At 75.6% G+C, this 21550-nt stretch carries 21 protein-coding genes; 7 read left to right on the forward strand and 14 right to left on the reverse strand.

Annotation, left to right across the window (positions count from 1 at the left end; translation table 11 throughout):
• Positions 1-135 precede the first annotated feature (135 nt).
• The 8 genes from AB0H75_RS49670 to AB0H75_RS49705 all read right to left on the reverse strand — a co-directional run bounded on the left by AB0H75_RS49670 (position 136) and on the right by AB0H75_RS49705 (position 7050).
• A complete protein-coding gene (locus AB0H75_RS49670) occupies positions 136-471 on the reverse strand; it encodes a hypothetical protein (protein ID WP_367809002.1) in 336 nt (111 codons plus the stop codon).
• On the reverse strand, positions 468-956 hold the full coding sequence (locus AB0H75_RS49675) for an SgcJ/EcaC family oxidoreductase (RefSeq protein WP_367809004.1): 489 nt from the start codon (positions 954-956) through the stop codon (positions 468-470). The genes AB0H75_RS49670 and AB0H75_RS49675 overlap by 4 nt, the downstream gene beginning before the upstream one ends.
• 116 nt (positions 957-1072) lie before the next feature.
• Complete coding sequence (locus tag AB0H75_RS49680; RefSeq protein WP_367809006.1) at positions 1073-1639, reverse strand: PadR family transcriptional regulator; 567 nt, start codon at positions 1637-1639, stop codon at positions 1073-1075.
• A 65-nt stretch (positions 1640-1704) separates the two neighbouring features.
• Positions 1705-2502, reverse strand: coding sequence for an MBL fold metallo-hydrolase (locus AB0H75_RS49685; RefSeq protein WP_367809008.1), 798 nt, complete (start codon positions 2500-2502; stop codon positions 1705-1707).
• Between the two features lie 62 nt (positions 2503-2564).
• The gene (locus AB0H75_RS49690; protein ID WP_367809010.1) at positions 2565-3209 is read right to left on the reverse strand and encodes a response regulator; all 645 of its coding nucleotides are present in this window, start codon (positions 3207-3209) and stop codon (positions 2565-2567) included.
• Positions 3197-4357, reverse strand: a complete 1161-nt coding sequence (locus tag AB0H75_RS49695) for a histidine kinase (protein WP_367809012.1) — start codon at positions 4355-4357, stop codon at positions 3197-3199. Before AB0H75_RS49695 ends, AB0H75_RS49690 begins: the two co-directional genes overlap by 13 nt.
• Before the next feature lie 103 nt (positions 4358-4460).
• Complete coding sequence (locus AB0H75_RS49700; RefSeq protein ID WP_367809014.1) at positions 4461-5243, reverse strand: alpha/beta fold hydrolase; 783 nt, start codon at positions 5241-5243, stop codon at positions 4461-4463.
• Positions 5244-5262: 19 nt separating this feature from the next.
• On the reverse strand, positions 5263-7050 hold the full coding sequence (locus AB0H75_RS49705) for a flavin-containing monooxygenase (RefSeq protein ID WP_367809016.1): 1788 nt from the start codon (positions 7048-7050) through the stop codon (positions 5263-5265).
• A 126-nt stretch (positions 7051-7176) separates the two neighbouring features.
• Here AB0H75_RS49705 and AB0H75_RS49710 point away from each other — a divergent pair, with 126 nt between their 5' ends.
• The 3 genes from AB0H75_RS49710 (at position 7177) to AB0H75_RS49720 (ending at position 9208) form a co-directional block, all read left to right on the forward strand.
• Positions 7177-8514, forward strand: a complete 1338-nt coding sequence (locus tag AB0H75_RS49710) for a hypothetical protein (protein ID WP_367809018.1) — start codon at positions 7177-7179, stop codon at positions 8512-8514.
• A 68-nt stretch (positions 8515-8582) separates the two neighbouring features.
• Positions 8583-8933, forward strand: coding sequence for an ArsR/SmtB family transcription factor (locus tag AB0H75_RS49715; protein WP_367809020.1), 351 nt, complete (start codon positions 8583-8585; stop codon positions 8931-8933).
• Positions 8933-9208, forward strand: a complete 276-nt coding sequence (locus AB0H75_RS49720) for a hypothetical protein (protein ID WP_367809022.1) — start codon at positions 8933-8935, stop codon at positions 9206-9208. Before AB0H75_RS49715 ends, AB0H75_RS49720 begins: the two co-directional genes overlap by 1 nt.
• Positions 9209-9227: 19 nt before the next feature.
• Here AB0H75_RS49720 and AB0H75_RS49725 read toward each other — a convergent pair whose 3' ends face one another.
• Entirely contained in the window at positions 9228-9830 is a 603-nt protein-coding gene (locus tag AB0H75_RS49725) for a cadmium resistance transporter (protein ID WP_367809024.1), read from the reverse strand.
• A 131-nt stretch (positions 9831-9961) separates the two neighbouring features.
• Here AB0H75_RS49725 and AB0H75_RS49730 point away from each other — a divergent pair, with 131 nt between their 5' ends.
• On the forward strand, positions 9962-10663 hold the full coding sequence (locus AB0H75_RS49730) for a hypothetical protein (RefSeq protein WP_367809026.1): 702 nt from the start codon (positions 9962-9964) through the stop codon (positions 10661-10663).
• Positions 10664-10667: 4 nt separating this feature from the next.
• Here AB0H75_RS49730 and AB0H75_RS49735 read toward each other — a convergent pair whose 3' ends face one another.
• The 3 genes from AB0H75_RS49735 to AB0H75_RS49745 are packed head-to-tail and all read right to left on the reverse strand — an operon-like array spanning position 10668 to position 16740.
• The gene (locus AB0H75_RS49735) at positions 10668-13250 is read right to left on the reverse strand and encodes a LuxR C-terminal-related transcriptional regulator (RefSeq protein WP_367809028.1); all 2583 of its coding nucleotides are present in this window, start codon (positions 13248-13250) and stop codon (positions 10668-10670) included.
• A 49-nt stretch (positions 13251-13299) separates the two neighbouring features.
• Positions 13300-13473: a hypothetical protein gene (locus AB0H75_RS49740; protein ID WP_367809030.1), complete on the reverse strand. Its 174-nt coding sequence runs from the start codon at positions 13471-13473 to the stop codon at positions 13300-13302.
• 36 nt (positions 13474-13509) lie between these two features.
• Entirely contained in the window at positions 13510-16740 is a 3231-nt protein-coding gene (locus AB0H75_RS49745) for a BTAD domain-containing putative transcriptional regulator (RefSeq protein ID WP_367809032.1), read from the reverse strand.
• A gap of 110 nt (positions 16741-16850) precedes the next feature.
• Between AB0H75_RS49745 and AB0H75_RS49750 the strand changes: the two genes are divergently transcribed.
• Positions 16851-17369, forward strand: coding sequence for a universal stress protein (locus AB0H75_RS49750; protein WP_367809034.1), 519 nt, complete (start codon positions 16851-16853; stop codon positions 17367-17369).
• Positions 17370-17442: 73 nt separating this feature from the next.
• Here AB0H75_RS49750 and AB0H75_RS49755 read toward each other — a convergent pair whose 3' ends face one another.
• The gene (locus AB0H75_RS49755; protein WP_367809036.1) at positions 17443-18819 is read right to left on the reverse strand and encodes a PLP-dependent aminotransferase family protein; all 1377 of its coding nucleotides are present in this window, start codon (positions 18817-18819) and stop codon (positions 17443-17445) included.
• A 67-nt stretch (positions 18820-18886) separates the two neighbouring features.
• Between AB0H75_RS49755 and AB0H75_RS49760 the strand changes: the two genes are divergently transcribed.
• On the forward strand, positions 18887-19336 hold the full coding sequence (locus AB0H75_RS49760) for a carboxymuconolactone decarboxylase family protein (protein ID WP_367809038.1): 450 nt from the start codon (positions 18887-18889) through the stop codon (positions 19334-19336).
• A complete protein-coding gene (locus tag AB0H75_RS49765; protein WP_367809040.1) occupies positions 19333-20631 on the forward strand; it encodes an MFS transporter in 1299 nt (432 codons plus the stop codon). The genes AB0H75_RS49760 and AB0H75_RS49765 overlap by 4 nt, the downstream gene beginning before the upstream one ends.
• On the opposite strand, the gene AB0H75_RS49770 is transcribed toward AB0H75_RS49765, so the two are convergent.
• The coding region (locus AB0H75_RS49770) for a heavy metal translocating P-type ATPase (RefSeq protein WP_367809042.1) at positions 20614-21550 on the reverse strand (937 nt) is incomplete at its 5' end. The two genes, AB0H75_RS49765 and AB0H75_RS49770, sit on opposite strands and share 18 nt — an antisense overlap.

Below are 21550 nucleotides of genomic sequence, written 5' to 3' on the forward strand. Positions count from 1 at the left end.
GGGCGGCCCCGGGCCCCCCCAGCGCAACCTAAACCACACCCAGCCCGTCGGGTGCCGTGCTCACGGCGGGGGGGGTCTGCGGGCCGGCCGCCCCGGGGGGCCCGCCGGCGGGCCCGCGGGGAAGCGCGCTCGCGGCTAGGTGAGGCGCGCGGAGCCGCCCAGCTCCCCCGCGATCCCGGCCAGGCCCTCGGCGAACGACCGGCGCGTCCGCTCGCCGTACCCGATGAACAGCCGGTTGGCCAGGGCCACCGCCCAGAACGGGCCGGCCACGCTGTAGACGCGGTACTCCACGCGCGTGCCGTCCGGGTGGGCGGTGACCGTCCACTCGCCCCGGTACCACCAGTCGCCCTGGTAGGCCAGGAAACGCTCGCCGACCTCCTTGGCGGGCACCTGCCGCCGCAGCAGCGGCCACACCTGCTCGACGGGCGCGGTCACCACCCCGGCTACCGCGGTGATCAGCCGGCGGGTCACCGCTCGGCCGATCCGAGGCCCTGACCCTGGCCCTCACCCTGACCCTGGCCCTGGCTCTGGAGGTTCTGGACCCGGGAGTTCTGGAAGGCGGCGAAGCGCCAGCCCCCGGGGGTGCGCAGCGCGGTGAGGGTGACGACGGAGTCCCTGCTCGGGTCGGGGACGCCGGCCACCGATGACGTCCCGAGGCTGACGACCACGGCGACGTCGTCCGTCAGGAACCTGATATGCGGCTCGGCCCGGCTCTCGCCGAGCTTGATCGCGGTTCTGAACAGCCCGCGGTGCGTCTCCTCGATCGCCTCGCGGCCCTGGAGGTGCAGGCCGAAGAACGTGATGTAGTCGGCGTCCTCGGTGAACAGCCCGGCGTAGCCGGCGGAGTCCCCGGCGTTCCAGGTCTCCGTCAGGCGGTCGAGCAGGCGGTTGATCTCCGCGATCGATGCGGTGGTGGACTCGGTGGTGGACTCGGTGGTGGACTCGGTGGTGGACATGGCACAGCTCCCTCGGTCGCGGCGCCTATCCTGTGAAGGCGAGTTCGGGCAGGGCAGGCGCCTTGTTCGGATGCCGGCCGCCGGGGTGTTGGCGCACCCCGGCGGCCGTTCTCTCGTCAGGCGGGCGGGCTCCAGTCGAGCTCGCCCTTGTCCAGCCGGTCGAGCAGGTCGCCGAGCCAGGCCAGCTCGGCCCGGTGCAGCGCCTGCTCGTACTCGACCTCGACCATCAGCACGGCGGGCAGGCCGCTGCCGGCCATCGCCCGCAGGTGGGCGTCCATCCCGGCGAGGGCGCCCTCGATCGTCGCCGCGCGGGCACGCAGCGCCCGCCGGACCTCGGGCAGCGGCAGGCAGCCCATGAGCGAGACCGCGGCGACGAACGCCCGCCGGTCGGGGTCGGGCCGCTCCAGGAGCCGGCGCAGCCGGGCGGCCAGCTCCTCGCGGCCCTCGTCGGTGATCTCGTAGACCGTGCGCTCGGGCCGGCGGCCCTCGCGGTCGGTCTTGGCGGGCACGATCAGCTCGTCGCGGGCCAGCCGCTCGACCGCGTGGTAGAGGCTGCGCGGCAGGCCCGTGATGTAGTCCTTGTGCCACTCGACGATGAGCCGATGCAGCTCGTACGGGTGGGCGGCGCGCACCGTGAGCAGGGCCAGCACGGTCATGCCGACCAGGTCGTGGCGTTGCGCCATGATGCCCCCTTCTATAGTGCAATTTGCACTATAGTCAGGCGCAGGTCCGGGCGTCCAGCCGGAGATCAGGCGTCGAGCTGCAGGAAGGCCCGCGCGATCGCCTCCTTGCTCACCTCCTCCGGGTAGGGGAAGCGCCTGATCAGGTCACGCAGCCCCTCCACGTGCGCCCGCTTGGCCAGGTCGGCCACCAGAGCCAGCTCGGCCTGCTGCCCCAGCGCGTACGCCCGGTCCACCACCGCGCCGTGCCCCGGCACGACCACCGGCTCGGGCATCTCCCTGAGCATCGCGGCGAGCGTGCCCGGCCAGTCCAGCGGGTACGAGTCCGAGAACGCGGGCGGCGCGCCCTCCTCCAGCAGGTCACCGGCGAAGACCACCCCCGCGTCCGGCACGTGGACCACGACGTCGTTGCTGCTGTGCCCGAGCCCGAAATACCGCAGGTGCACCATGCGGCCGCCGATGTCGAGGCTCGCGGCGCTGGTGAACGTGCAGTCCGGCGCCACGATCGTCACCTCCTCGAACTCCTCGCGCCGCTCGGGCTGCCGTTGCGCCAGCAGGGCGCGCTGCTGCTCGCCGTACTGCTCGATCTCCTCCGCGCACCGGGTGTGGCCCCAGATCTCGGCCGGGCGGAAGAGCGCGTTGCCGAAGTAGTGGTCGAAGTGCGAGTGGCTGTTGACGACCGTCCAGGGCCCGGAGGTGATCGTCCTGATCGCCTCGACGAGGTCCGCGGCCTCGCGGTGCGAGGAGCGGGTGTCGAGCACCAGGCAGTGCCCGTCGTCACCCACGATGAGGCCCGTGTTCATGTCGTACGACCGGTGCCGGCGGACGTAGACCCGGTCGCCGATCTCCTGCCACTGCTCGTTCATGCCACCGAACCCTAACTTTCAGGGACTGTCCGTGGCATATGACGCGCTGGCGGATGACGTGCTCAGTCCTGCCGCAGGTAGGCCAGCACCGCGAGCACCCGGCGGTGGCCGTCGGCGGCCGGCGGGAGGTCGAGCTTGGCGAAGATGTTCGCGATGTGCTTGGCCACGGCCGCCTCCGTGACGAACAGCTCCCTGGCGATCGAGGCGTTCGTGCGCCCCTCCGCGATCAGCCCCAGCACCTCCTGCTCGCGCGGCGTGAGCCGGTCGATCGGGTCGCGCCGCCGCCGCAGGAGCTGCCGCACCACCTCGGGGTCCACCACGGTGCCGCCCGCCGCCACCCGGTCGAGCGCGGCCACGAACTCGCGCACGTCGCCGACGCGGTCCTTCAGCAGGTAGCCGACGCCCGCCCCGGCGCCGGAGTCGAGCAGCTCGGCCGCGTAGGTCTGCTCGACGTACTGGCTGAGCACCAGCACCGCCAGCTCCGGGTGGCGGGCGCGCAGCTCCAGCGCCGCCCGCAGGCCCTCGTCGCTGAAGCCGGGCGGCATCCGCACGTCGGTCACCACCGCGTCGGGGCGGTGCTCGGCCACGGCCGCCAGCAGGCCGGGCGCGTCGCCGACCGCGGCGGCGACGGTGTGGCCGAAGCGTTCGAGCAGCCCGGCCAGGCCCTCCCTGAGCAGGACGGCGTCCTCGGCGATCACCACGCGCACGGAATCTCCACTCTCAGCAGGGTCGGCCCGCCGGCCGGGCTGGACAGCGACAGTCTGCCCTCCACCACCGACAACCGGTCGGCCAGCCCCGTCAGCCCGGTGCCCCGGGCCGGATCGGCGCCGCCCGCGCCGTCGTCGCGGACCTCGACCACCAGCGTTCCGCGCTCCACGCGGCCGGTGACCGACGCCCGCGCGGCGCCGCTGTGCTTGGCGACGTTCGCCAGGGCCTCGCTGATCACGTAGTACGCGGTGACCTCGACGGGCGCGGGCAGCCGGGACGGCACGTCGAGGTCCACGTCCACGGGGACCGGCGAGCGGCCGGCCACGTCGCGCACCGCCGCGACCAGGCCGCGGTCGGTGAGGATCGGCGCGTGCACCCCGCGGATCAGCTCGCGCAGCTCCTCCAGCGCCTGCTTGGCCTCGCCGTGGGCCAGCCCGATGAGCCGGGCCACCTCGGAGCCCTCGGGCAGGTCCAGCCGGGCCATGCCGAGCGTCATCGACAGCGCGACCAGCCGCTGCTGCGCGCCGTCGTGCAGGTCGCGCTCGATCCTGCGCCGCTCGGTCTCGAAGGCGTCCACCAGGCGGGCCCGCGAGCGCAGCACCTCGCTCAGCTCCGAGCCCTGCGGCGCGAGGACCGCCCGCGCCATCGCGCCCCGGCCGCCGCCCCAGGCCGTGACGGTGTACGCCGCGACCGGCAGCAGCAGCACGCCGGCGACGCTCGCCGCGATCCCGGCCTGCGTCGACACGGTCGGCTGCACGGCCGGCGTGAGGACGAGCAGCACGGGACCGGCCACCATGAACGCCACCATGACCAGGTCGATCCACCACAGCGCCAGCAGCGTCATGACCGCCAGCCCCAGCTCCCGTCGCCACGGGCGCGGCACGGGCGGCAGGGGCACGGCGTCCACCAGCCGCAGCCGTAGCCGCTCGAACCGGGCGAGCGGCAGCACGATCGCCGCCAGCAGGGCCACCCCCGCCGGCACGCCCACGGGCTTGGGCAGGAGCAGCACCGCCGCCGCGACCAGCCCGACCGCCGCGCCGGGCACCGCGCTGGCCACCAGGTACGCCGCGCACCGCCACGGCCACGCCGACCGCAGGAACGGCAGCGGCCTGCGGGTGAGCGCTTCCAGCGCGGTCCTGTTGAGCACGGGTGTGACGCTATCCACCGGGGGCCGGGCGAGGCAGTAGTGCTGGGTGTAGCTTTCCGCCGCCGCCGGGCGTCGGGCGTCAGGTGTCAGGCGGCGCGCGGCGTCACGGGCGGAAGAACCGGATGAGCACCGGGGCCAGGGCCTTGGGCTCGACCAGGTGGGTCTGGTCCTCGACGACCACCCGCTCCGGCACCGGCAGCACGCCGGCCACGGCGTCGGCGGCCTCCTCGAAGGAGCACCCGCCGGAGCCCCCGCCTCCCGTGGCCACCAGCGTCGGGCAGTGGACCCTGGCCAGGCGGTCGAGGGGCGGGCGGCCGTCGCCCAGGAGGGCGGCGTCGTGGGCGAGCGTGGGGGCCACGGCCTCGCGGGCCGCCCACGACGGGGCCTCCCTGGCCTGCTCGACCATCTCCTCGGAGGCCCCGGACAGCCGCATGAACAGCGCGAACGCCTCGCCGCGCCGGCCCTCGGCGAGCAGCGCGCCCAGGCGCTCGGCGTACTCGCGGCGGCGGCGCCCGCCGTCCTCCGACAGGTCGTACGGGACCTCGTACACGGCGAGCCTGGCCACCGGCAGCCCGGCCGCGGCGGCCTCCAGGGCGAGCGCGCCGCCGGAGGAGGCGCCGTAGAGGTGGGCGGCGCCGCCCGCGGCCTCCATCAGCGCCGCGAGGTCCTCGATCTCGCGCTCCACCGCGTACGGCGGCGTGTCGCCGCTGTCGCCCCGGCCGCGCCGGTCGTAGTTGTAGACGGTGAAGTGCCCGGCCAGCTCGTCGGCGAGCGGCGCGTGGTGCGAGCGGTCGGCGGTGGCGCCGCCCACCAGGATGAGCGCCGGGCCGGACCCCAGCCGGTCGTAGGCGATGGACGTGCCGTCTTGTGCCGTGACGCGGTGCATGCGACTCCCTCAGCACTGATCAGGGATGGAACCGGAGCCCCTCGAAGGCCCCGGAGGACCGCCACCGGTCAATATAGGCGAAGAACGCCATCGCCCCGTGGGGATACCCGCCGTTCAACCGTCCGCGTACGCCCAGGTCACGGCCTTCGTTGTTGTAGTAGCCGGGTGTGCAGTCGGGCGAGCCGAGCAGCGGCCCCGGGCCGGACAGCAGCAGCTCCACCCAGCCGTTCTCGGCCTCCTCGGTGACCTCGACCTCGGTGTGGCCGTGGCGCAGGGCGTGCGCGACGACAGTGGCGACGGTGTGACCGGCCTCGGTGAGGTTGTGGGGGATGTTGGACAGCAGGTTCGCGCCCTGGGTGTGGCCGACGAGGAAGGCGTTGGGGAAGCCGTGCACGTGGATGCCGTGCAGCGAGCGCATGCCGCCCGCCCAGTGCTCCGACAACCGGCGGCCGCCACGGCCGATCGGGTCGTAGCCGGCGCGGCGGGTGTAGTCGGTGCCGACCTCGAAGCCGGAGGCGTAGATGACGCAGTCCACCTCGTACTCGCGGCCGGCCGCCACGACGCCCCGCTCCGTGACGCGCTCGACGCCCTTGCCGTCGGTGTCCACCAGGTGGACGCCCGGCAGGTTGAACGCCTGGAGGTACTCGTCGTGGAAGCAGGGGCGCTTGCAGAGCTGGCGGTACCACGCCTTGAGCGCGCGGGCGGTGGCCGGGTCGCGCACGACGGCGTCCACGCGGGCGCGGATCTCCTCCATCTTCTCGAAGTCGGAGTCCTCGAAGGCGGCCAGCAGGGTCCGCGGGGTGATCTCGGCCAGCTCGGCGACCTTGGCCCGGACCCGGCGGGCCAGGTCGGTCCAGCCGTCCATCACCAGGTCCTGCTCGGCCTGGCCGCCGGTCTGCAGGGCGGTGAAGTTCTCCAGCCAGCGCCGCTGCCAGCCGGGCGTGGCGACGCGGGCGAACCACTCGGGGTCGGTGGGGCGGTTGCCGCGCACGTCCACGCTGGACGGGGTGCGCTGGAAGACGTACAGCTCGGCGCAGGCCCTGGCCAGGTGGGGGACGCACTGGACGGCGGTCGCGCCGGTGCCGATGATCGCCACCCGCCGGTCGGCCAGCCGGTCCAGGGGAGCGCCGAGCGGGTCGCCGCCCGTGTAGGCGTAGTCCCAGCGGCTGGTGTGGAAGGAGTGGCCGCGGAAGTCGCCGATGCCGGGGATGCCCGGCAGCTTCGGCACGTGCAGCGGGCCGATGCCCATGACGACGAACTGGGCGGTGAAGGCGTCGCCGCGGTCGGTGCGCACCAGCCAGCGCCCGCCGAGCCATTCCAGGCCGACGACCTCGGTGTGGAACAGGGCGTCGTCGTAGAGGCCGTAGTGCTTGCCGATGCGGCGGCAGTGCTCCAGGATCTCGGGCGCGTGCGCGTACTTCTCGCTCGGCATGTGGCCGGTCTCCTCCAGGAGCGGCATGTAGACGTACGACGCCGTGTCGCACTGCGCGCCCGGATAGCGGTTCCAGTACCAGGTGCCGCCGAAGTCGCCGGCCTTGTCCAGCAGGCGGACGTCCTGGACGCCGGCCTCCTTCAGCCGGGCGCCGGTGAGCAGCCCGGCGAAGCCGCCGCCGACGACCGCGACCGTGACGTGGTCGGTCCTGGGGGCGCGGGCGGTCCGCGGTGTGTAGGGGTCGCCGAGGCGGTCCGCGGGCAGGCGGAGGTACTGGTCGTTGCCGTCCGGGCGGAGTCGCTTGTCGCGCTCCTCGCGGTATTTCCTGCGCAGTGCTTCTTTGTCGATGGCGGCTTTGTCGATGGCGGCTGTCATGCGTCCTCCGGTGGCGGGTTCCGAGGCGCTTTCCAGAATCACATTCGGTCACGGTGGCGGCAAGGGCTCCCACGGGCCGGGTCCCGATAAGGTGATAAGCCCGGCACACGAGGAAGCTGCACCACCTTGGCCCATCGCGCACTGGTCGTCGCCCTGCTGCCCGCCATCGGGCTGCGCGTGCTCGCCGTGCTCGGGTTCCCGCCCGCGCTGCTGTTCTACGGCGACTCCTTCGCCTTCCTGCGCGAGGAGCTGACGCCCGGCACCACCCGGCCGTCCGGCTACTCCCTGCTGCTGGCGCTGCTGCGCCCGGCCCACAGCCTCACGCTCGTGACCGTCCTGCAGCACCTGCTCGGGCCGGCGCTCGCGGTCGGCGTGTACGCCCTGCTCCGCCGGCGCGGCCTGCCCGGCTGGGGAGCGGCGCTGCTGGTCACCCCGCTGCTCTACGACGAGTTCCTGATCCTCCTCGAACACATGATCATGGCGGACGCGGTCTTCGTCGTGCTCGTCACGGCGGCCGTCGCGCTCCTGGTGTGGCGCGTCACCCCGGCCACCGCGGCGACCGGCGGGCTGCTGCTCGGCCTGGCCGGCATCACCCGCACGGTCGGCCTGCCGCTGCTGCTGCTCGCGGCCGCCTACCTGCTGGCGCGGCGGTACGGCTGGCGCCCGCTGCTGGCGCTGGCGGTGGCCGGGGCGGTCCCGCTGGGCGCGTACGCGACCTGGACCAGGGTCGAGAAGGGCACCTTCGCGCTCACCCAGGCCGACGGCAACTTCCTGTGGTCCAGGACCATGAGCTTCGCCGACTGCGCGGTGATCGACCCGCCCGAGCGGCTGGCCGTGCTGTGCCCGGACATGCCCGTCGAGCAGCGCCCCTACCCGCCCCACTGGCTGTGGGAGAGCTTCTCCCCGCTGCCCAAGGTGCCGGGGACGGCCAACCGCAACCAGCTCGCCGGGGAGTTCGCCCGGCGGGCCATCCTTGCCCAGCCCGGCGACTACCTCGCGGCGGTGGCGACCGACCTCAAGCAGCTGCTGCGCTGGGAGCGCACGGCGGTGGACGAGAAGACGCCCTACAAGCTCCCGGCCGCCGAGCGGCCGATCAGCGCGTCGGTGCGGGGCGTGGCGGAGGCGTACGAGGCGGGGCCGGCCGCCACGCGCGTGGTGGAGCCGTTCGCCGGCTGGCTGCGGGCCTACCAGCGCTTCGGGTACGTGCCGTTCCCGCTGCTGGTGCTGGCGCTGGTGGCGGCGTTCGGCCTGGCGGTGCGGCGGCGGCGCTGGGACGCGCTGCTCCCGGCGCTGGCCGCGCTGGCGCTCGTCGCCTCGCCGCCCTTCCTGGCCGCCTACGACATCCGGTACGTCGTCCCGGCGATCCCGCTGGTCTGCCTGGCCCTCGGCCTGACCCTGGCCGGCCGGGCGCCGGAGCGCGGCGGGCGGCACGCCGTCGCCGAGCCGGAGGCCGCCGCCCGCTGAGCCGGCGTTGCCGGCCGCGAGCCGCCGGTGCTACCCTGTAAAGAAATTCTTACACCTGATGGGATGCCATGAACGCGGCCGGGCCGACCGGCGACGACCTGGTGGAGATGCTGGCGGCGCTGGCCAACCCGCTCCGGCTGCGCATCGTCGCGCGGCTGGCCGAAGGCCGTGACTACGTCAGCCACCTGGCTCGCGAGATCGGCGTCAGCCGCCCGCTCCTCCACATGCACCTGCGCAAGCTCGAAGCCGCCGGCCTGGTCGTCGGCACGCTGGAGCTGTCGGAGGACGGCAAGGCCATGAAGTACTACGAGGTCGCGGACTTCGACCTGCGCCTGACGGCCGCGGTGCTGGCCGAGGCGGCGAAGACGCTGACCCAGGAGGACCCGGGAAAGGGTCCCGGAGCCGAGGAGCACTCCTGATGCTGGATGGGGCGATGTCCTGGCCCGAGGCGATCTTCTACCTCGGCGTGCTGGTGCTGGTCACCTTCCTGATCGCGATCGTCGTCGTGGGCATGTTCGACTGGCGCAAGAGCCGGCTCCAGGCCGACCAGGCCGAGGACCTGCGCCGGCTGGTGCGCCGCTACGAGCAGCTCGCCGAGAGCTCGATGGACGCCCAGCAACGCGTGGCCGCCGACGTGGCCGAGCTGCGCTCCCGTACGGCCTCGATCGAGCAGATCCTGCGCACCGTCGAGTGACCCGCCGGCACGTCGCGGCTCAGAAGGCCAGGCCCTCGACGAGGATGGCCACGCCGACGCCGATCAGCACGAGCGGGAACAGGACGTCCCCCCAGCGGCCCAGCGCGCGGGCGACCGGCGGGCGGGTGGCGAAGAAGCGGCCGGCCAGGCAGCAGACGCCCACCAGCACGAGGAAGACGGCCGTGTAGCCGGCGATGCCGCCGGGGCCGGACGTGGCGAACACCGGGACGTACACGCCCACGTTGTCGCCGCCGTTGGCGAAGGTGATCGCGGCGACCTCCATCGTCCCGGGGCCGCCCGGGCGTACGGACCGGGCGCCGTCGTCATCGTCGTCGCCGCCGCCGCGCTCGCGCCAGACCTCCCAGGCCGCCTTGATCCCCAGGGCCAGGGGGAGCAGGCCGAGGTACGGCAGGACGGACTCCGGCAGCAGCGTGGCCCCCAGCGCGGCGGCCACGGACACCGCGAGGATGGCGGTGAAGCCGAGGTACTGGCCGAGCACGACGCGCGCCGCGGCGCCCGGGCGTCCGGCGCCCTGGGCGAAGAACAGCGCCAGCAGCACGATGTCGTCGATGTTGGTGACGGCGAACAGGCCCGCCGCCTGCCCGATGAACCCCGCGTTCACGCGCGCCCCGCGGCGGGGAAGCGGGGCGCGTCGGGCAGGCCGATCATGAGGTGACCATACCGGACGGATCCACACGTCATCCCGCCGTCCCCCGGACGGCATAATGACCGCCAATGTCGAAATTTCAGGCTTTGGACGTATACGCGGCGGCGATCGCGCCGGTCATCGACGCGGCCCACGTCAACGTGCACGCCGCCGCCCGCCGCGCGGCCACCGAGCTGGCCGCGGCCTCCGGCATCACGCCGGGGCTCCTGTTCGACCTGCGCTTCACGCTGCCCCTGCGCCCCCTCACCAGGGACGGCCTGGCCGTGATCTACCGCTACCACGACGCGGCCGACCGGGACGGCGACCTCCAGGAGCACCTGGACGAGGGCACGCTCGCCGACGCCGGCGACGGGACGCTGCGGCTGACCGCCCGCGGCCTGGAGTTCGTCCACCGCCTGTACGGGATCCACGCCGCCGCGACCGCCCGCGTCTGGGCGGAGCACGACCTGCCGCTCCTGGCCGGCCTGGCGGGCCGGGTGCTGGAGCGGGCCGAGCGGGTGCCGGGCGGCGCGCTGGAGCTGGTGGCGCCGCCGTACGAGCCGGCCGGCACGCCCCCCGGCGTGCTGCTGTTCAACCGGCTGGCCGCGCTCCGCCACCACCGCGCCGACGCCCACGCCGCGGCCTGGCGGGCGGCGGGCCTGACCGCGGCCGGGATCGTCGGCCTGCGGGACGGCCCGCTGCGCGCCCGCGTCGAGGCGGAGACGAACCTGCGGGCCGGCCCGCCGTACGGCGTCCTGTCCGCCGCCGAGCGCGAGACCCTGTACGAGGGCCTGCTCAAGCTCGTCTGACGGCTCACAACGCCGCCAGCAGCCGCCCCACCTGAGTGCGGTCGTTGACGCCGAGCTTGTCGTAGGCGGCCTGCAGGTGGTTGGCCGCCGTCCGGGTGGAAAGCGTCAGCCGGGCGGCGATCTGCCGGTTCGTCAGCCCGGCCGCGGCCAGCCGCAGGCACTCCCGCTGCCGCGGCGTCAGGTCGGGCGTGGCCAGCTCCACCAGCGCCGGCGTGACCACCCCCGGGCAGCGCCTGGCCAGTGCCCACGCCCTGGTCCGCGCGCCCTTGGCCAGGGTGCCGCGCCCGGCCGAGCGGTGGGCGGCCGCCTCCTGCGCGGTGGCCTCGGCCGCGTACAGCAGCAGGCCGCACCGCTCGAACTCGGCCGCCACCGCCGCCAGCGCGGCCGGATCGCCGATCGCGCGGGCGTGCCGGGCCAGCAGCGGCGCGAGCGGGCCGTCCACCCGCAGCGCGGACAGCCGCTCGGCGGCCTCGCCGGGCGCGCCCAGCCGTACCAGGTCGTGCAGGGCGAACATCAGGCCGCCGGCCAGCTCGTGCCGCTCGGCGTGCGCCGCCGCCTCCCGGCACAGCCGGACGGCCGCGCCGAGGTCGCCGCCCGCGGCCGCCACCCAGACCCGCGCGTGCAGCACGTGCTGCCGGGTGAACGCCCACCGCGACGCCGGCTCCTCGGCCCGCGCCAGCGCCTCCCCCGCCTGCTCCATCCGGCCCAGCAGCGCCAGCGCGTGCGCCTGCTCGGCCAGCACCCGGCCCGGGTAGGGCTCGCGCGCGGGCGCCCTGGCCAGGTCGTCCGCGCACCACTGGACGGCCTCGGCCGCCTGGCCGCGCAGCCGGCTGACGACCGCCCGGTGCGCGCCGAACCCCGACACCGACAGCTCGGCCGCGCGCAGCTCCATGCCCTGCTCGGCGGTCCTGGCGGCGTCCTCCAGCCGCCCCGAGCAGATCCGCGCGACGCACATGGCGTCCAGGAACGACGGCAGCGCGTGCGGCGCCTCGTCCTTCCAGCCCTCCGCCTCCGGCATCACCCGCCGGGCGATGGCCAGCGCGTGCTCGCCGCGCCCCCGGTAGGCCGCCACCCACGCCTCCATCGAGTCGGCGTGCGCCTGCGAGCGCGCCGTCAGCGGCCCGTCGGCGCGCGCCCGCTCCAGCGCCAGCGCCGCCCCGCTCAGCCGCCCCGCGAAGCAGTCGGCCACGCAGCGGTAGACGTACGCCTCCTGCCGCCACACCGGGTCTCTCGCCTGCTCGACGGCCAGGTCGAGCACCCGGCACGCCTCGGCGTCCGCGCCCGCCCACGCCAGGTTGATGCCCAGGCTGCAGGCGTGCAGGGCGCGCTCCCCCTCGGTCACCGCCTCCGGGGCGGCCCGCCGCAGCTCCGCCACGGCGGCGTCCGCGTCGCCCAGCACCATCAGGAGCTCGCCGAGCAACGCCACCGCCGGCACCCCCGCCCCCGCGTCGATCGCGGCCCTGACCAGCCGCGCCGCCAGCCGGGGGTCCTCGCGCCCCCACGCCAGCCTGGCCGCCGCGACCAGCGTGCCGGGATCGGTGGCCGAGCCGCTGTCCAGCCGCCACACGGCCGCCCTGAGCTGGTCCTCGCGCCGCCGCAGCCCCGTCGCCTCCAGGGCCTCGGCCAGCATCCGCAGCCGCCGCCTGGTGCGCAGCGTGCCGCAGCCGGCCCGCACCACCTCGCCGTACAGGGGATGGCCGAGGCGCAGGTGCTCGCGCCGGTCGTCGCCGACGGTGACGACCAGCCCGCGGTTCTCCACCCGCTCGACGGCGCGGGCCGAGGTCAGCGCGGCCAGCGGCGCCGCGCCCAGCGGCTCGCCGAAGGCCACCAGCTCCAGCACCTCGCGCTCCTCCTCGTCGAGGTGGCCGATCCGCTCGCCGACCAGCTCGCGCAGCCGGGTGGTGACCGACAGCGCGCCGCGCCAGCGCCACTGGCCGTCCCGCTCGGCCAGGCAGCCGGACGCGCGCCCGGCGTGCACGACCTCGCGCAGGTAGAGCGCGTTCCCCCCGCTCACCCTCGCCAGGTGCCGGACGGTCTCGGCCGCCACCGCACCGCCGAGCGCGCCCGCCAGCACCCGGCCCACCTCGTCCTCGGTCAGCGGCGGCAGCTCGATCCTGGGGATCAGCTCGTCCTTCCACAGCGCCGCCACGGGCGCCGGCAGCGGCTCCCCGCTGCGCGCCGTCACCAGCAGCCGCGCCTCGCCGCGCTCGGCGAGGTAGTGGACCAGGGCCGCCGAGGCCGGGTCCAGCCGGTGCGCGTCGTCCACGCTCACCAGCGGCTCGCCCGGGCCGCACGCGCACAGGTGGCGCGTCGCCCAGCGCAGCAGGTTCTCGCCGCTCGCCGGCGGCCCGGTCAGCACGTGCGCGAACGCGCCGAACGGGATCGCCGCCGCGGTCTGCGTGCCGAGCGCGCGCACGACCGCGTACCCCTCCAGCCCGGCCAGCGCCTGCGCCGCCAGCCTGCTCTTGCCGACCCCCGCCTCACCGGCGATCATCACCCCCGCATCCGAACGCAGCGCCTCCCGTACGCTCGCCAGCGGCCCCCGCCGCCCGGCGAACGGCCAGCCGCCTTCCAGTTGCCCGTTCATCGCCCCCTCCTTCCGCTCTCATGGTGAGAAGAGGAGGTTCGCGCCCGGTTCAGGCGGCTCCGTCGCTGATTTGCCCATTAATCCCCGCGGCCGCGCGCAGCAGTTCGAGCAGTGCCTCCGGCCCGCTGAACGGCACCGGCTCGCCCCCGATCTCCTCGACCAGCCCGCGGAGCTGGCCGCCCGACTGCTCGGGCTCGACCAGCCGGACGATGACCGTTCTCATGTGGGGCACCATCTCCCCGCCCGGTTCAGGTCTGGTTCAGGCGGGGTACGGGGCGGGCTCGACCTCCAGCTCGCGCATCAGCTCGGCGTAGACGTGGTAGCGCCGGCGGGCGTCGCCCCTGCGGCCGGCCAGGTCGAGCACCCGGACCAGGCCCAGGTGGGCGCGCTCGTCGTAGCGGTCGCGCTCCAGCAGCCGCAACCAGTAACGCGCGGACTCCTCGTAGCGCCGCTCGTCCGCGCGGGCGGCGGCCAGCCGCGCCGCGGCCTGGACGTACCCGAGGCGGGCCTGCTCGCGCAGGCCCACGGCCCAGTCCGCGTACGGGTCCTCCTCGCAGAACTCGCCGCCGTAGGCGCTCTCGGCGGCCGCCCACCGCTCCAGTGCCTCGGCCGGCCGCCCGGCCTGGTCCAGCCGGGCGGCCTCGGCGGCCAGACGGAGGAAGACCTCGACGTCCACGTCCACGTGCGCCAGGTCCAGGCGCAGCGCGCCCTCCTCGGAGACGACCAGGTCGTCCGGCGGCCGCTCGCGGCCGGGGTCGAGCACCGCGCGCAGCGTGGAGACCATGACGTTCAGCCGGCGCAGCCCGACGGCCTCGTCCTCCTGGCCGGGCCAGAGCAGCTCGACCAGGCGTTCCCTGCTGATCCCGCTCCCCCGGCGGCTCACCAGGATCTTCAGCAGGTCGCGGGCCTTGCGCGACTGCCAGGCGGTACGCGGCACGGCCACGCCGCCCAGCAGCACGCGGAACGTTCCCATCGTCTCGACCACCACCCGCGCCTCCGGCTCGGGCGCGGCGCGGGCGATCAGCGCGTCCACGCGGTCGTCGAGCGCCCGGCAGCCGATCGCGTGCAGGCGCTCGCGCACCCGGACGGCGGCGTCCCTGCCGGCCACGGGGTCGGCGAGCGCGGCCCTGACCAGCTCGGCCCTGGCCTGCCCGACGGGGTTGCCGAGCGCCGCCCACGCGCGCACGGCCTCGTCGGCCAGCGCGGCGTCGCCGTCGAGCTGGGCGCGCAGCTCGGTGATGGCCGCCCTGGCGGCGTGGTCCCTGCGCCGGACCGCGTGCGGCTCGGCCTCGTCCAGCAGCTCCCTGGCCCGCCCGGCGTGCCCGGCCGCCAGCGCCGCGCGGGCGGCCACCACCCGCGCGCTCACCCCCGCGATGCCGCCGGCGTGCTCCAGCGCCCGCCCGGCCACCCGGACGGCCTCCTCGGGATCGTCGGCGGCCAGCAGCTCGGCCAGCCCGTTGAGGGCGTGGGACAGCTTCTGCACGTCGTCGGGGGGCGTCTCGGCGATGCTGCGCCGGTAGAGCGCGGCCGCCGTGACCCGGTCGCCGCGCAGGGCGTGCACCTCGGCCAGCCGATCCAACGCGTAACCGACCAGCCGGGAGCCCATCGCCTCCCAGGCGGACAGCGCGGCGGCGGCCTCGGTGGCGGCCTCCTCCAGGCGGCCGAGCCCGATCAGGGCCTTGGCCCGGTTGGAGGCGCTGAGCGCCGCGTACGGGGCGAAGGCCACCAGGTCGGCCAGGCGGGCGGCGGCGTCGGTCTCGGCCAGGGCCTCGGCGTAGGCGCCCTCGTCCAGGTGGCGGGAGGCGCGGTTGGCGTGGATGCGGATGAGCTGCACGGCGTCGCCGGCGCGCTCGGCGTACTCCAGGGCGCGCAGGTAATGGGCGTCGTTGGCGCGGCGGTCGCCGTCGAGCGCGGCGAGCATCGCCAGGACGGTGTGCGCCATCGCCAGGGCGGCCGGGTCGCCGGCGGCCGACGCCTCCTCCAGCGCCCGCTCGGCCAGCTCGGCGCAGCCCGCCCGCTCGCCCTTCAGCCAGAGGACCGACGCCATGGAGGCGGCGCACATCGCGGCGTCGGCGGGCGGGAAGCCGTGCTCGTGGCCCCGCCGGTACAGCGCGAAGGCGGTGTCGTAGTCGCCGCGCAGGTGGTCGATGAAGGCCAGCCGCCGGGCCACGAAGGCGTCGAAGGCCGGGCCCTGGGCGGCGCGGGCGAGCAGGGCGCGGGCCCGGTTCCAGTGGCCGCGGTTCTGCTCGGCGATGCCGGCCAGCCTGAGCATCGGGGGCGCGCGGCGGGCGGCGTCGGGCAGCAGGGTCAGCGCGGCCACCACGTCGCCGCGCTCGGCCAGCAGCAGGCCGTAGGCGTCGAGCAGCCCGGCCGCCAGGCCCTCGTGCCGGGTGGCGACCGCGGCGCGCAGGGCCAGCTCGGGGCGGTCGTGCCCGGCGTACCAGCGGGCGGCGACGGCGGCCACGTCGTGGGCCTCGTGGCGGTCGAGCGGCGCGTGCGCGGCCAGGACGTGCGCGCTGGTGCTGGTGAGGCGGTGACCGTCCTCCGCGGCTTCGAGGAACAGGCCGCGACCGGCCAGTGACTCCAGGGTGCCGGGCGGCGCGCCGAGCGCCGCGGCCAGCTCCTCGGTGAGGACGGGCAGCACGGTCGCGGCGCGCAGCAGCTCCCGCATGGCGGCCGGCAGGTCCTTGAACGCCTCCAGCGTGAGGCGCTCCAGCGTGGAGGAGGTGGCGGCCAGCCCGGCGGCGGTGCGCGGCCAGGTGGCCGGATCGTCGCGGGCCAGCGCGTCGAGCGCGGCGCGCACCGCGGCGGGCCAGCCGGCGCAGGCCCGGTGCAGCGTGGGCGCGATGGCGGCGCCCGGCTCCCCCAGCCGCTCGCGGGCCCAGTCGGCGGTCTCCTCGGGGGTGAGCGCCAGGTCGGCGGCGTCCAGGTCGAGGACCTCGTGGTCCTGGCGCAGCCGCGCGGTCGGGAACGGCAGGGGAACCCGCGAGGCGGTGACCACGTGCAGGTGCCGGGGCGCGACGCGGACCAGCGTCTCGACGTACCGGACCGGGCCCGGCGCGTCCGCGATCGCCTCGATGCCGTCGAGCACCAGTGCCAGCGCCCGGGGCGACCGGCCGGACGGCCCGCCGGAGAACGCCACGGAAAGCGCTTCGGCCAGCGCCTCGGCCAGCCCGCCCGCCAGCGCCGCCGCCCTGGACAGCTCGTCGGCGTCGGGGCCGAGCGGCGCCTGCGCGACCGTCACCAGGTCGGCGGGCAGGCCGGGCACCGCGCGGGAGAGCCCCGCGGCCACCGCCCCGGCCAGCGTGGGCAGGTCGCGGTCGGCGGGCCCCAGCAGGTGGAGGACGGCACCGACGGCCCTGCTCCAGCCGGCCAGCGCCACGGACTTGCCGTAGCCGGTGGACGCCACGACAGTGGTGAGCCTGTGCGTCAGCGCCCCGTCCAGTCGCCGGTCGAGGGCGGGACGGGGTCGCACCCACCCTCGGTCCACCCCCGCATGCTACGCCCGCCCTCGCCGACGACTCCAGAGTTCGCAAAGTCCCACCTCCCGGTAACCGGCCGGGTGGCGCACTATGGTCGTACTTCTCATCAGGAGGCGCCGTGGAACAGGATCTGCCCGGCGGTGCGAGGCTGATCGTGGGGGTGGACGAGTCCCCGGCCTCGCGCTGGGCGCTGGCCTGGGCCATCGGGGCGGCCAGGCTGCACCGGATGGCCCTGGTCGCCGTGCACGTCAGCCGCGCGCCGGTCCACCCCTTCCCCGAGGCTCTGCCCGTGCAGCACGCGGTGCGGGCGGGCGAGGAGGCCCGCTGCGCCGAGGTGATCGCGGCGGCGTTCGAGGACGTGGCCGGCGGGGTGCCCGGCGACCTCACGACGGCCGCGATCGGCCGGGTCGGCGATCCCGGCTACCATCTCGTCGATCTCGCCAGGGAGGGCGATCTGCTGGTGCTGGGCCGGGGGAGACGCGGGCTGCTCAGCCGCATCTTCCTGCCCTCGACCAGCATGTACTGCGCCCGGCACGCCCGGACGACGGTGGTGATCGTGCAACAACCGTCGGCTCCCGATGACCCCGGGATGTCAGGTGATCGCGGCCGGCGGTTCTGGAGCCGCCGGCACCCGTAGCGATCACGGTCCTGTAGCGATCAAGGCCCCCGCAGCGATCACGGCCCCCGCAGCGATCACGGCCCCGCAGCGGTCACGGCCCCCGCAGCGACCCGCTGAGCAGGCGCAGGCCCTCCGGGATCAGGTCGCGGGCGATCCCGCCGTACCCCAGCACCAGACCGGGCTGGGGCGCGCCCTCCTCGCAGTACGTCTCCAGCCGCTCCACCGCCAGCCCCGGCGCCGGCTCGACCGACACGCCGGGCACCAGACGGGCGCACAGGTGCAGCCCGGCGCTGGCGGGCACCGGCCGCAGCCGGTCGTCGGCGGCCAGCGCCTCGGCGATCATGGCGTGGCGGGCGGCGTACTCGCGGGTCGCCTTCCTGATGTGCCGGGCCAGCAGCCCCTCGTCGATGAAGCAGGCCAGCGCCGCCTGGGTGGGCAGCTCCCCGTGCCAGTCCGACAGCTTCCTGGCCGTGCGCAGCGCGGGCCCGAGGGAGGCCGGGGCGACGAGGAAGCCGAGCCGCAGCATGGGGAGCAGGGTCTTGGAGAACGAGCCCACGTAGATCACCCGGCCGGCCCGGTCGAGGCTCTGCAGGGGTTCGAGCGGCCGGTCGCCGAAGCGGAACTCGCTGTCGTAGTCGTCCTCGACGATCACCGCGCTGCGGCGCTCGGCCCAGGCCAGCAGGGCGGCGCGGCGGGCCAGCGACATGGGCGTGCCCAGCGGGAACTGGTGGGACGGCGTCACGTACACGGCACGGGCCGTGCCCGGGATCGCCGCCACGTCGATGCCCTCGGCGTCCACCGGGACCGGGACGACGCGCGCGCCGAGGGAGCGGAACAGCAGGCGGGCCGGCCAGTAGCCCGGCTCCTCGACGGCCACGCACGCCCCCGGCTCGATCAGCACCCGGCCGACGAGGTCCAGGGCCTGCTGGGCGCCGTTGGTGACGATCACGTCGTCCGGGCCCGCGTGGACCGAGCGGCTGATGCCGATGTGCCGCGAGACGGCCTCGCGCAGCGGCGCGTGCCCGGCCGGGTCCGCGTAACCGGCCGCGCCTGCGCGCAGCTCGCGGGCCACCAGGCGGCGCCAGGTCTGCATGGGGAACAGGCGGGCGTCGGGCATGCCGGCGCGGAAGTCGTACGGGGCCGGCGGTACGGCGGCGGGCGGCTCGATGCCGCGCCAGAGCGGGCGCGGGCGGATGACGCCCTTGGGGGCGGCGCGGCCGCGTACCGGCTCGGCCGAGACGAACGTGCCCGCGCCCGCCCTGCCCACCAGGAAGCCGTCGGCGACCAGGCGGTCGTAGGCGAGGGCGACGGTGTTCCTGGACAGGTCGAGGCGGCGGGCCAGCTCCCTGGTGGGCGGCAGGCGCTCGCCGGAGCGCAGGCGGCCGTCGAGGATGGCGTCCAGGAGCTGCCGGTACACCTGGGCGGCCAGGTCGCCGCGGCCCTCGCCGAGGGTGATGTGCACGTCCATCTTGGCCCAATCATTTCGCGCGATATTGGAGCTTATCCTGGGACAAGCGGCGGGTCAGGATGAAGGCATGACCTCACGTATGGAGCTCTCCTCACTGGTCCGGGACGCCTACCGGGGGATGGCCACGCTGGACCGGTTCGTGGCCGCGAGCCCGCTCCCCTCGTCCCTCGTCCACCTGATCAACCTGCGGGCCAGCCAGATCAACGGCTGCGTCTACTGCGTCGACATGCACAGCGCCGACGCCAAGAAGGAAGGCGAGAGCGACGCCCGGCTGCACGCGGTCGTGGTGTGGCGGGAGGCGCCGTTCTTCACCGAGCGGGAGCGGGCGGCCCTCGCCTTCACCGAGGCCGCGACCCGGCTGTCCACGGACGACGTGAGCGACGAGGTGTGGCGGCGGGCGGCGGAGCACTTCGACGAGGAGGAGCTGGCGGCGCTCGTGGTGGCGGTGGCGGCGATCAACGCGTGGAACCGGATCGGCGTCGCGACCCGCATGACCCCGGAGTCCTACCAGCCATGACCACTCCCGCCCCGGCCACCGCCGCCCCCGCTCTCGCTCTCGTTCCCTCCGCCTCCGCTCCCGCTCCTGCTCCCGCCCCTGCTTCCGCTCCCGCTCCCGCGGGCGCCGGTGCCGGTGCCGCGACGCGCGCGCGGCGCGGGCTGGCGCGGGCGCAGTTCGCGAACTCCGTCGGCGACGGGGCCTACCTCGTCGCCTCAGCCTTCTACTTCGCGAAGGTCGTGGGCCTGCCCGCCACCCAGATCGGCCTCGGCCTCACGCTGGGCTGGGCGGCGGGGATGGTCGCCGGGGTCCCGCTCGGGCAGCTCGCCGACCGGCGCGGCCCGCGCGGCGTCGCCGTGGCGCTGGCGGTCACGACCGCCCTCGCGGTGGCCTCGTTCGCGTTCGTCCGCTCGTTCGCGCCGTTCCTGCTGGTGACCTGCCTGTACGGCGTCGCGCAGACCGGCCTGTCGGCCGCCCGCCAGGCCCTGCTCGCCGGCCTGGTGCCGCCCGCCGGGCGGACGGCGGCCCGCGCGCTCCTCCAGTCCACGCTGAACGGCGGCCTCGCGGTGGGGGCCGGGCTCGGCGGCCTCGCGCTGTGGCTGGACACCCCGGCCGCGTACACGGCGCTGTTCGCCCTCGACGCCGCCGGCTTCCTCGCCGCGGCGGTGCTCCTGCTGCGCCTGCCCGCCGTGCCGCGTCCCGCGACAGCCCCGGCGGCGGCCCGCATGACCGTGCTCAGGGACCGCCCCTACGCGCTCGTCACGCTGATCAACGCGGTGCTGCTCTTCTACATGCCGCTGCTGAGCGTGATCGTCCCGCTGTGGATCGCCGGGCGCACCTCGGCGCCGTCCTGGGTGACGGCCGTGCTGCTCCTGATCAACACCGGCAGCGTGCTGCTGTTCCAGGTGCGGGTGGCCCGCCGGGTGCGGAGCCTGCGGGAGGCGTCCTCGTCGGTACGCCGGGCCGGGCTGGTGATGCTGCTGTCCTGCGCGGTGTTCGCGCTCAGCCCGTACGGCTGGCCGTTCCTGCTGCTCGGCGCGGCCCTGCTGGTCGGCGGCGAGATGTTGCTGGCCGCCGGCTCCTGGGAGATCAGCTTCGGCCTCGCCCCGGACCAGCGCCAGGGCCAGTACCAGGGCTTCTTCGGCACCGGCACCGCCGTGGCCCGCATGCTCGGCCCGGTCGCGCTGACCGCGCTCGTGCTCGGCGGCGGGACGCTCGGCTGGCTGGCCCTCGGGGCGATGTTCGCGGCGGCCGGCGCCGCGATGGCACCGGCCGTCAGGTGGGCGAGCGCCCGCCGCTCAGCGGAACCGGCGTAGGCGCAGGCTGTTGCTGACCACGAACACGCTGGAGAACGCCATCGCCGCCCCCGCGATCATCGGGTTGAGCAGCCCCGCCGCCGCCAGCGGCAGCGCCGCCACGTTGTACGCGAACGCCCAGAACAGGTTCCCCTTGATGACGGCCAGCGTCCGGCGCGAGAGCCGGATGGCGTCCGGCGCCACCCGCAGGTCGCCGCGGACCAGGGTCAGGTCGCTCGCCTCGATGGCGGCGTCGGTGCCCGTGCCCATCGCCAGCCCGAGGTCGGCCTGGGCCAGGGCGGCGGCGTCGTTGACCCCGTCGCCCACCATGGCCACGACCTTGCCCTCGGCCTGCAACCGCTTGACCACGTCCACCTTCTCGGCGGGCAGCACCTCGGCGATGACCTCGTCGATGCCCACCTCGGCGGCGACCGTGCGGGCGACGGCCTCGTTGTCGCCGGTCAGCAGCACCGGCGTGAGCCCCAGCGCCCGCAGCCGCGCGACGGCCTCCTCGCTGGTCGGCTTGACCACGTCCGCCACCACCAGCAGCGCCCTGGCCCTGCCGTCCCAGCCGGCCGCGACGACCGTGCGGCCCTTGCCCTGCTCCTCGGCCAGCTTGTCGCGCAGCTCGCCGGGCAGGTGCTGCGACCGCTCGGCCAGCAGCCGCGGCCGGCCGACCAGCACCGCGTGCCCGTCCACGACGCCCCGCACGCCGAGCCCCTCGACGTTGGCGAAGTCCTCCACGGTCGCGTCCCCCGCCGCGGCCTCGCCGCGCGCCTCGCGGGCGATGGCCTGGGCGATCGGGTGCTCGGAGGCGTGCTCCAGCGCGCCGGCCAGGCGCAGCACCTCCTCCTCGCTCTCGCCCTCGGCCAGGTGCACGCCGACCAGCGTCATCCGGCCCTCGGTGACGGTGCCGGTCTTGTCCAGGACGACCGTGTCC

It is taken from the genome of Nonomuraea sp. NPDC050783, from assembly GCF_040802095.1.
Taxonomy (GTDB): Bacteria; Actinomycetota; Actinomycetes; order Streptosporangiales; family Streptosporangiaceae; genus Nonomuraea.

Excerpts from the sequence above, each read along its gene's own strand:
- AB0H75_RS49740 (WP_367809030.1), bottom strand. The coding sequence starts at position 13,473 with ATGAGAACGGTCATCGTCCGGCTGGTCGAGCCCGAGCAGTCGGGCGGC.
- AB0H75_RS49735 (WP_367809028.1), bottom strand. The coding sequence starts at position 13,250 with ATGAACGGGCAACTGGAAGGCGGCTGGCCGTTCGCCGGGCGGCGGGGG.
- AB0H75_RS49755 (WP_367809036.1), bottom strand. The coding sequence starts at position 18,819 with ATGGACGTGCACATCACCCTCGGCGAGGGCCGCGGCGACCTGGCCGCC.
- AB0H75_RS49680 (WP_367809006.1), bottom strand. The coding sequence starts at position 1,639 with ATGGCGCAACGCCACGACCTGGTCGGCATGACCGTGCTGGCCCTGCTC.
- AB0H75_RS49715 (WP_367809020.1), top strand. The coding sequence starts at position 8,583 with ATGAACGCGGCCGGGCCGACCGGCGACGACCTGGTGGAGATGCTGGCG.
- AB0H75_RS49685 (WP_367809008.1), bottom strand. The coding sequence starts at position 2,502 with ATGAACGAGCAGTGGCAGGAGATCGGCGACCGGGTCTACGTCCGCCGG.
- AB0H75_RS49675 (WP_367809004.1), bottom strand. The coding sequence starts at position 956 with ATGTCCACCACCGAGTCCACCACCGAGTCCACCACCGAGTCCACCACC.
- AB0H75_RS49700 (WP_367809014.1), bottom strand. The coding sequence starts at position 5,243 with ATGCACCGCGTCACGGCACAAGACGGCACGTCCATCGCCTACGACCGG.
- AB0H75_RS49760 (WP_367809038.1), top strand. The coding sequence starts at position 18,887 with ATGACCTCACGTATGGAGCTCTCCTCACTGGTCCGGGACGCCTACCGG.
- AB0H75_RS49720 (WP_367809022.1), top strand. The coding sequence starts at position 8,933 with ATGCTGGATGGGGCGATGTCCTGGCCCGAGGCGATCTTCTACCTCGGC.
- AB0H75_RS49705 (WP_367809016.1), bottom strand. The coding sequence starts at position 7,050 with ATGACAGCCGCCATCGACAAAGCCGCCATCGACAAAGAAGCACTGCGC.
- AB0H75_RS49765 (WP_367809040.1), top strand. The coding sequence starts at position 19,333 with ATGACCACTCCCGCCCCGGCCACCGCCGCCCCCGCTCTCGCTCTCGTT.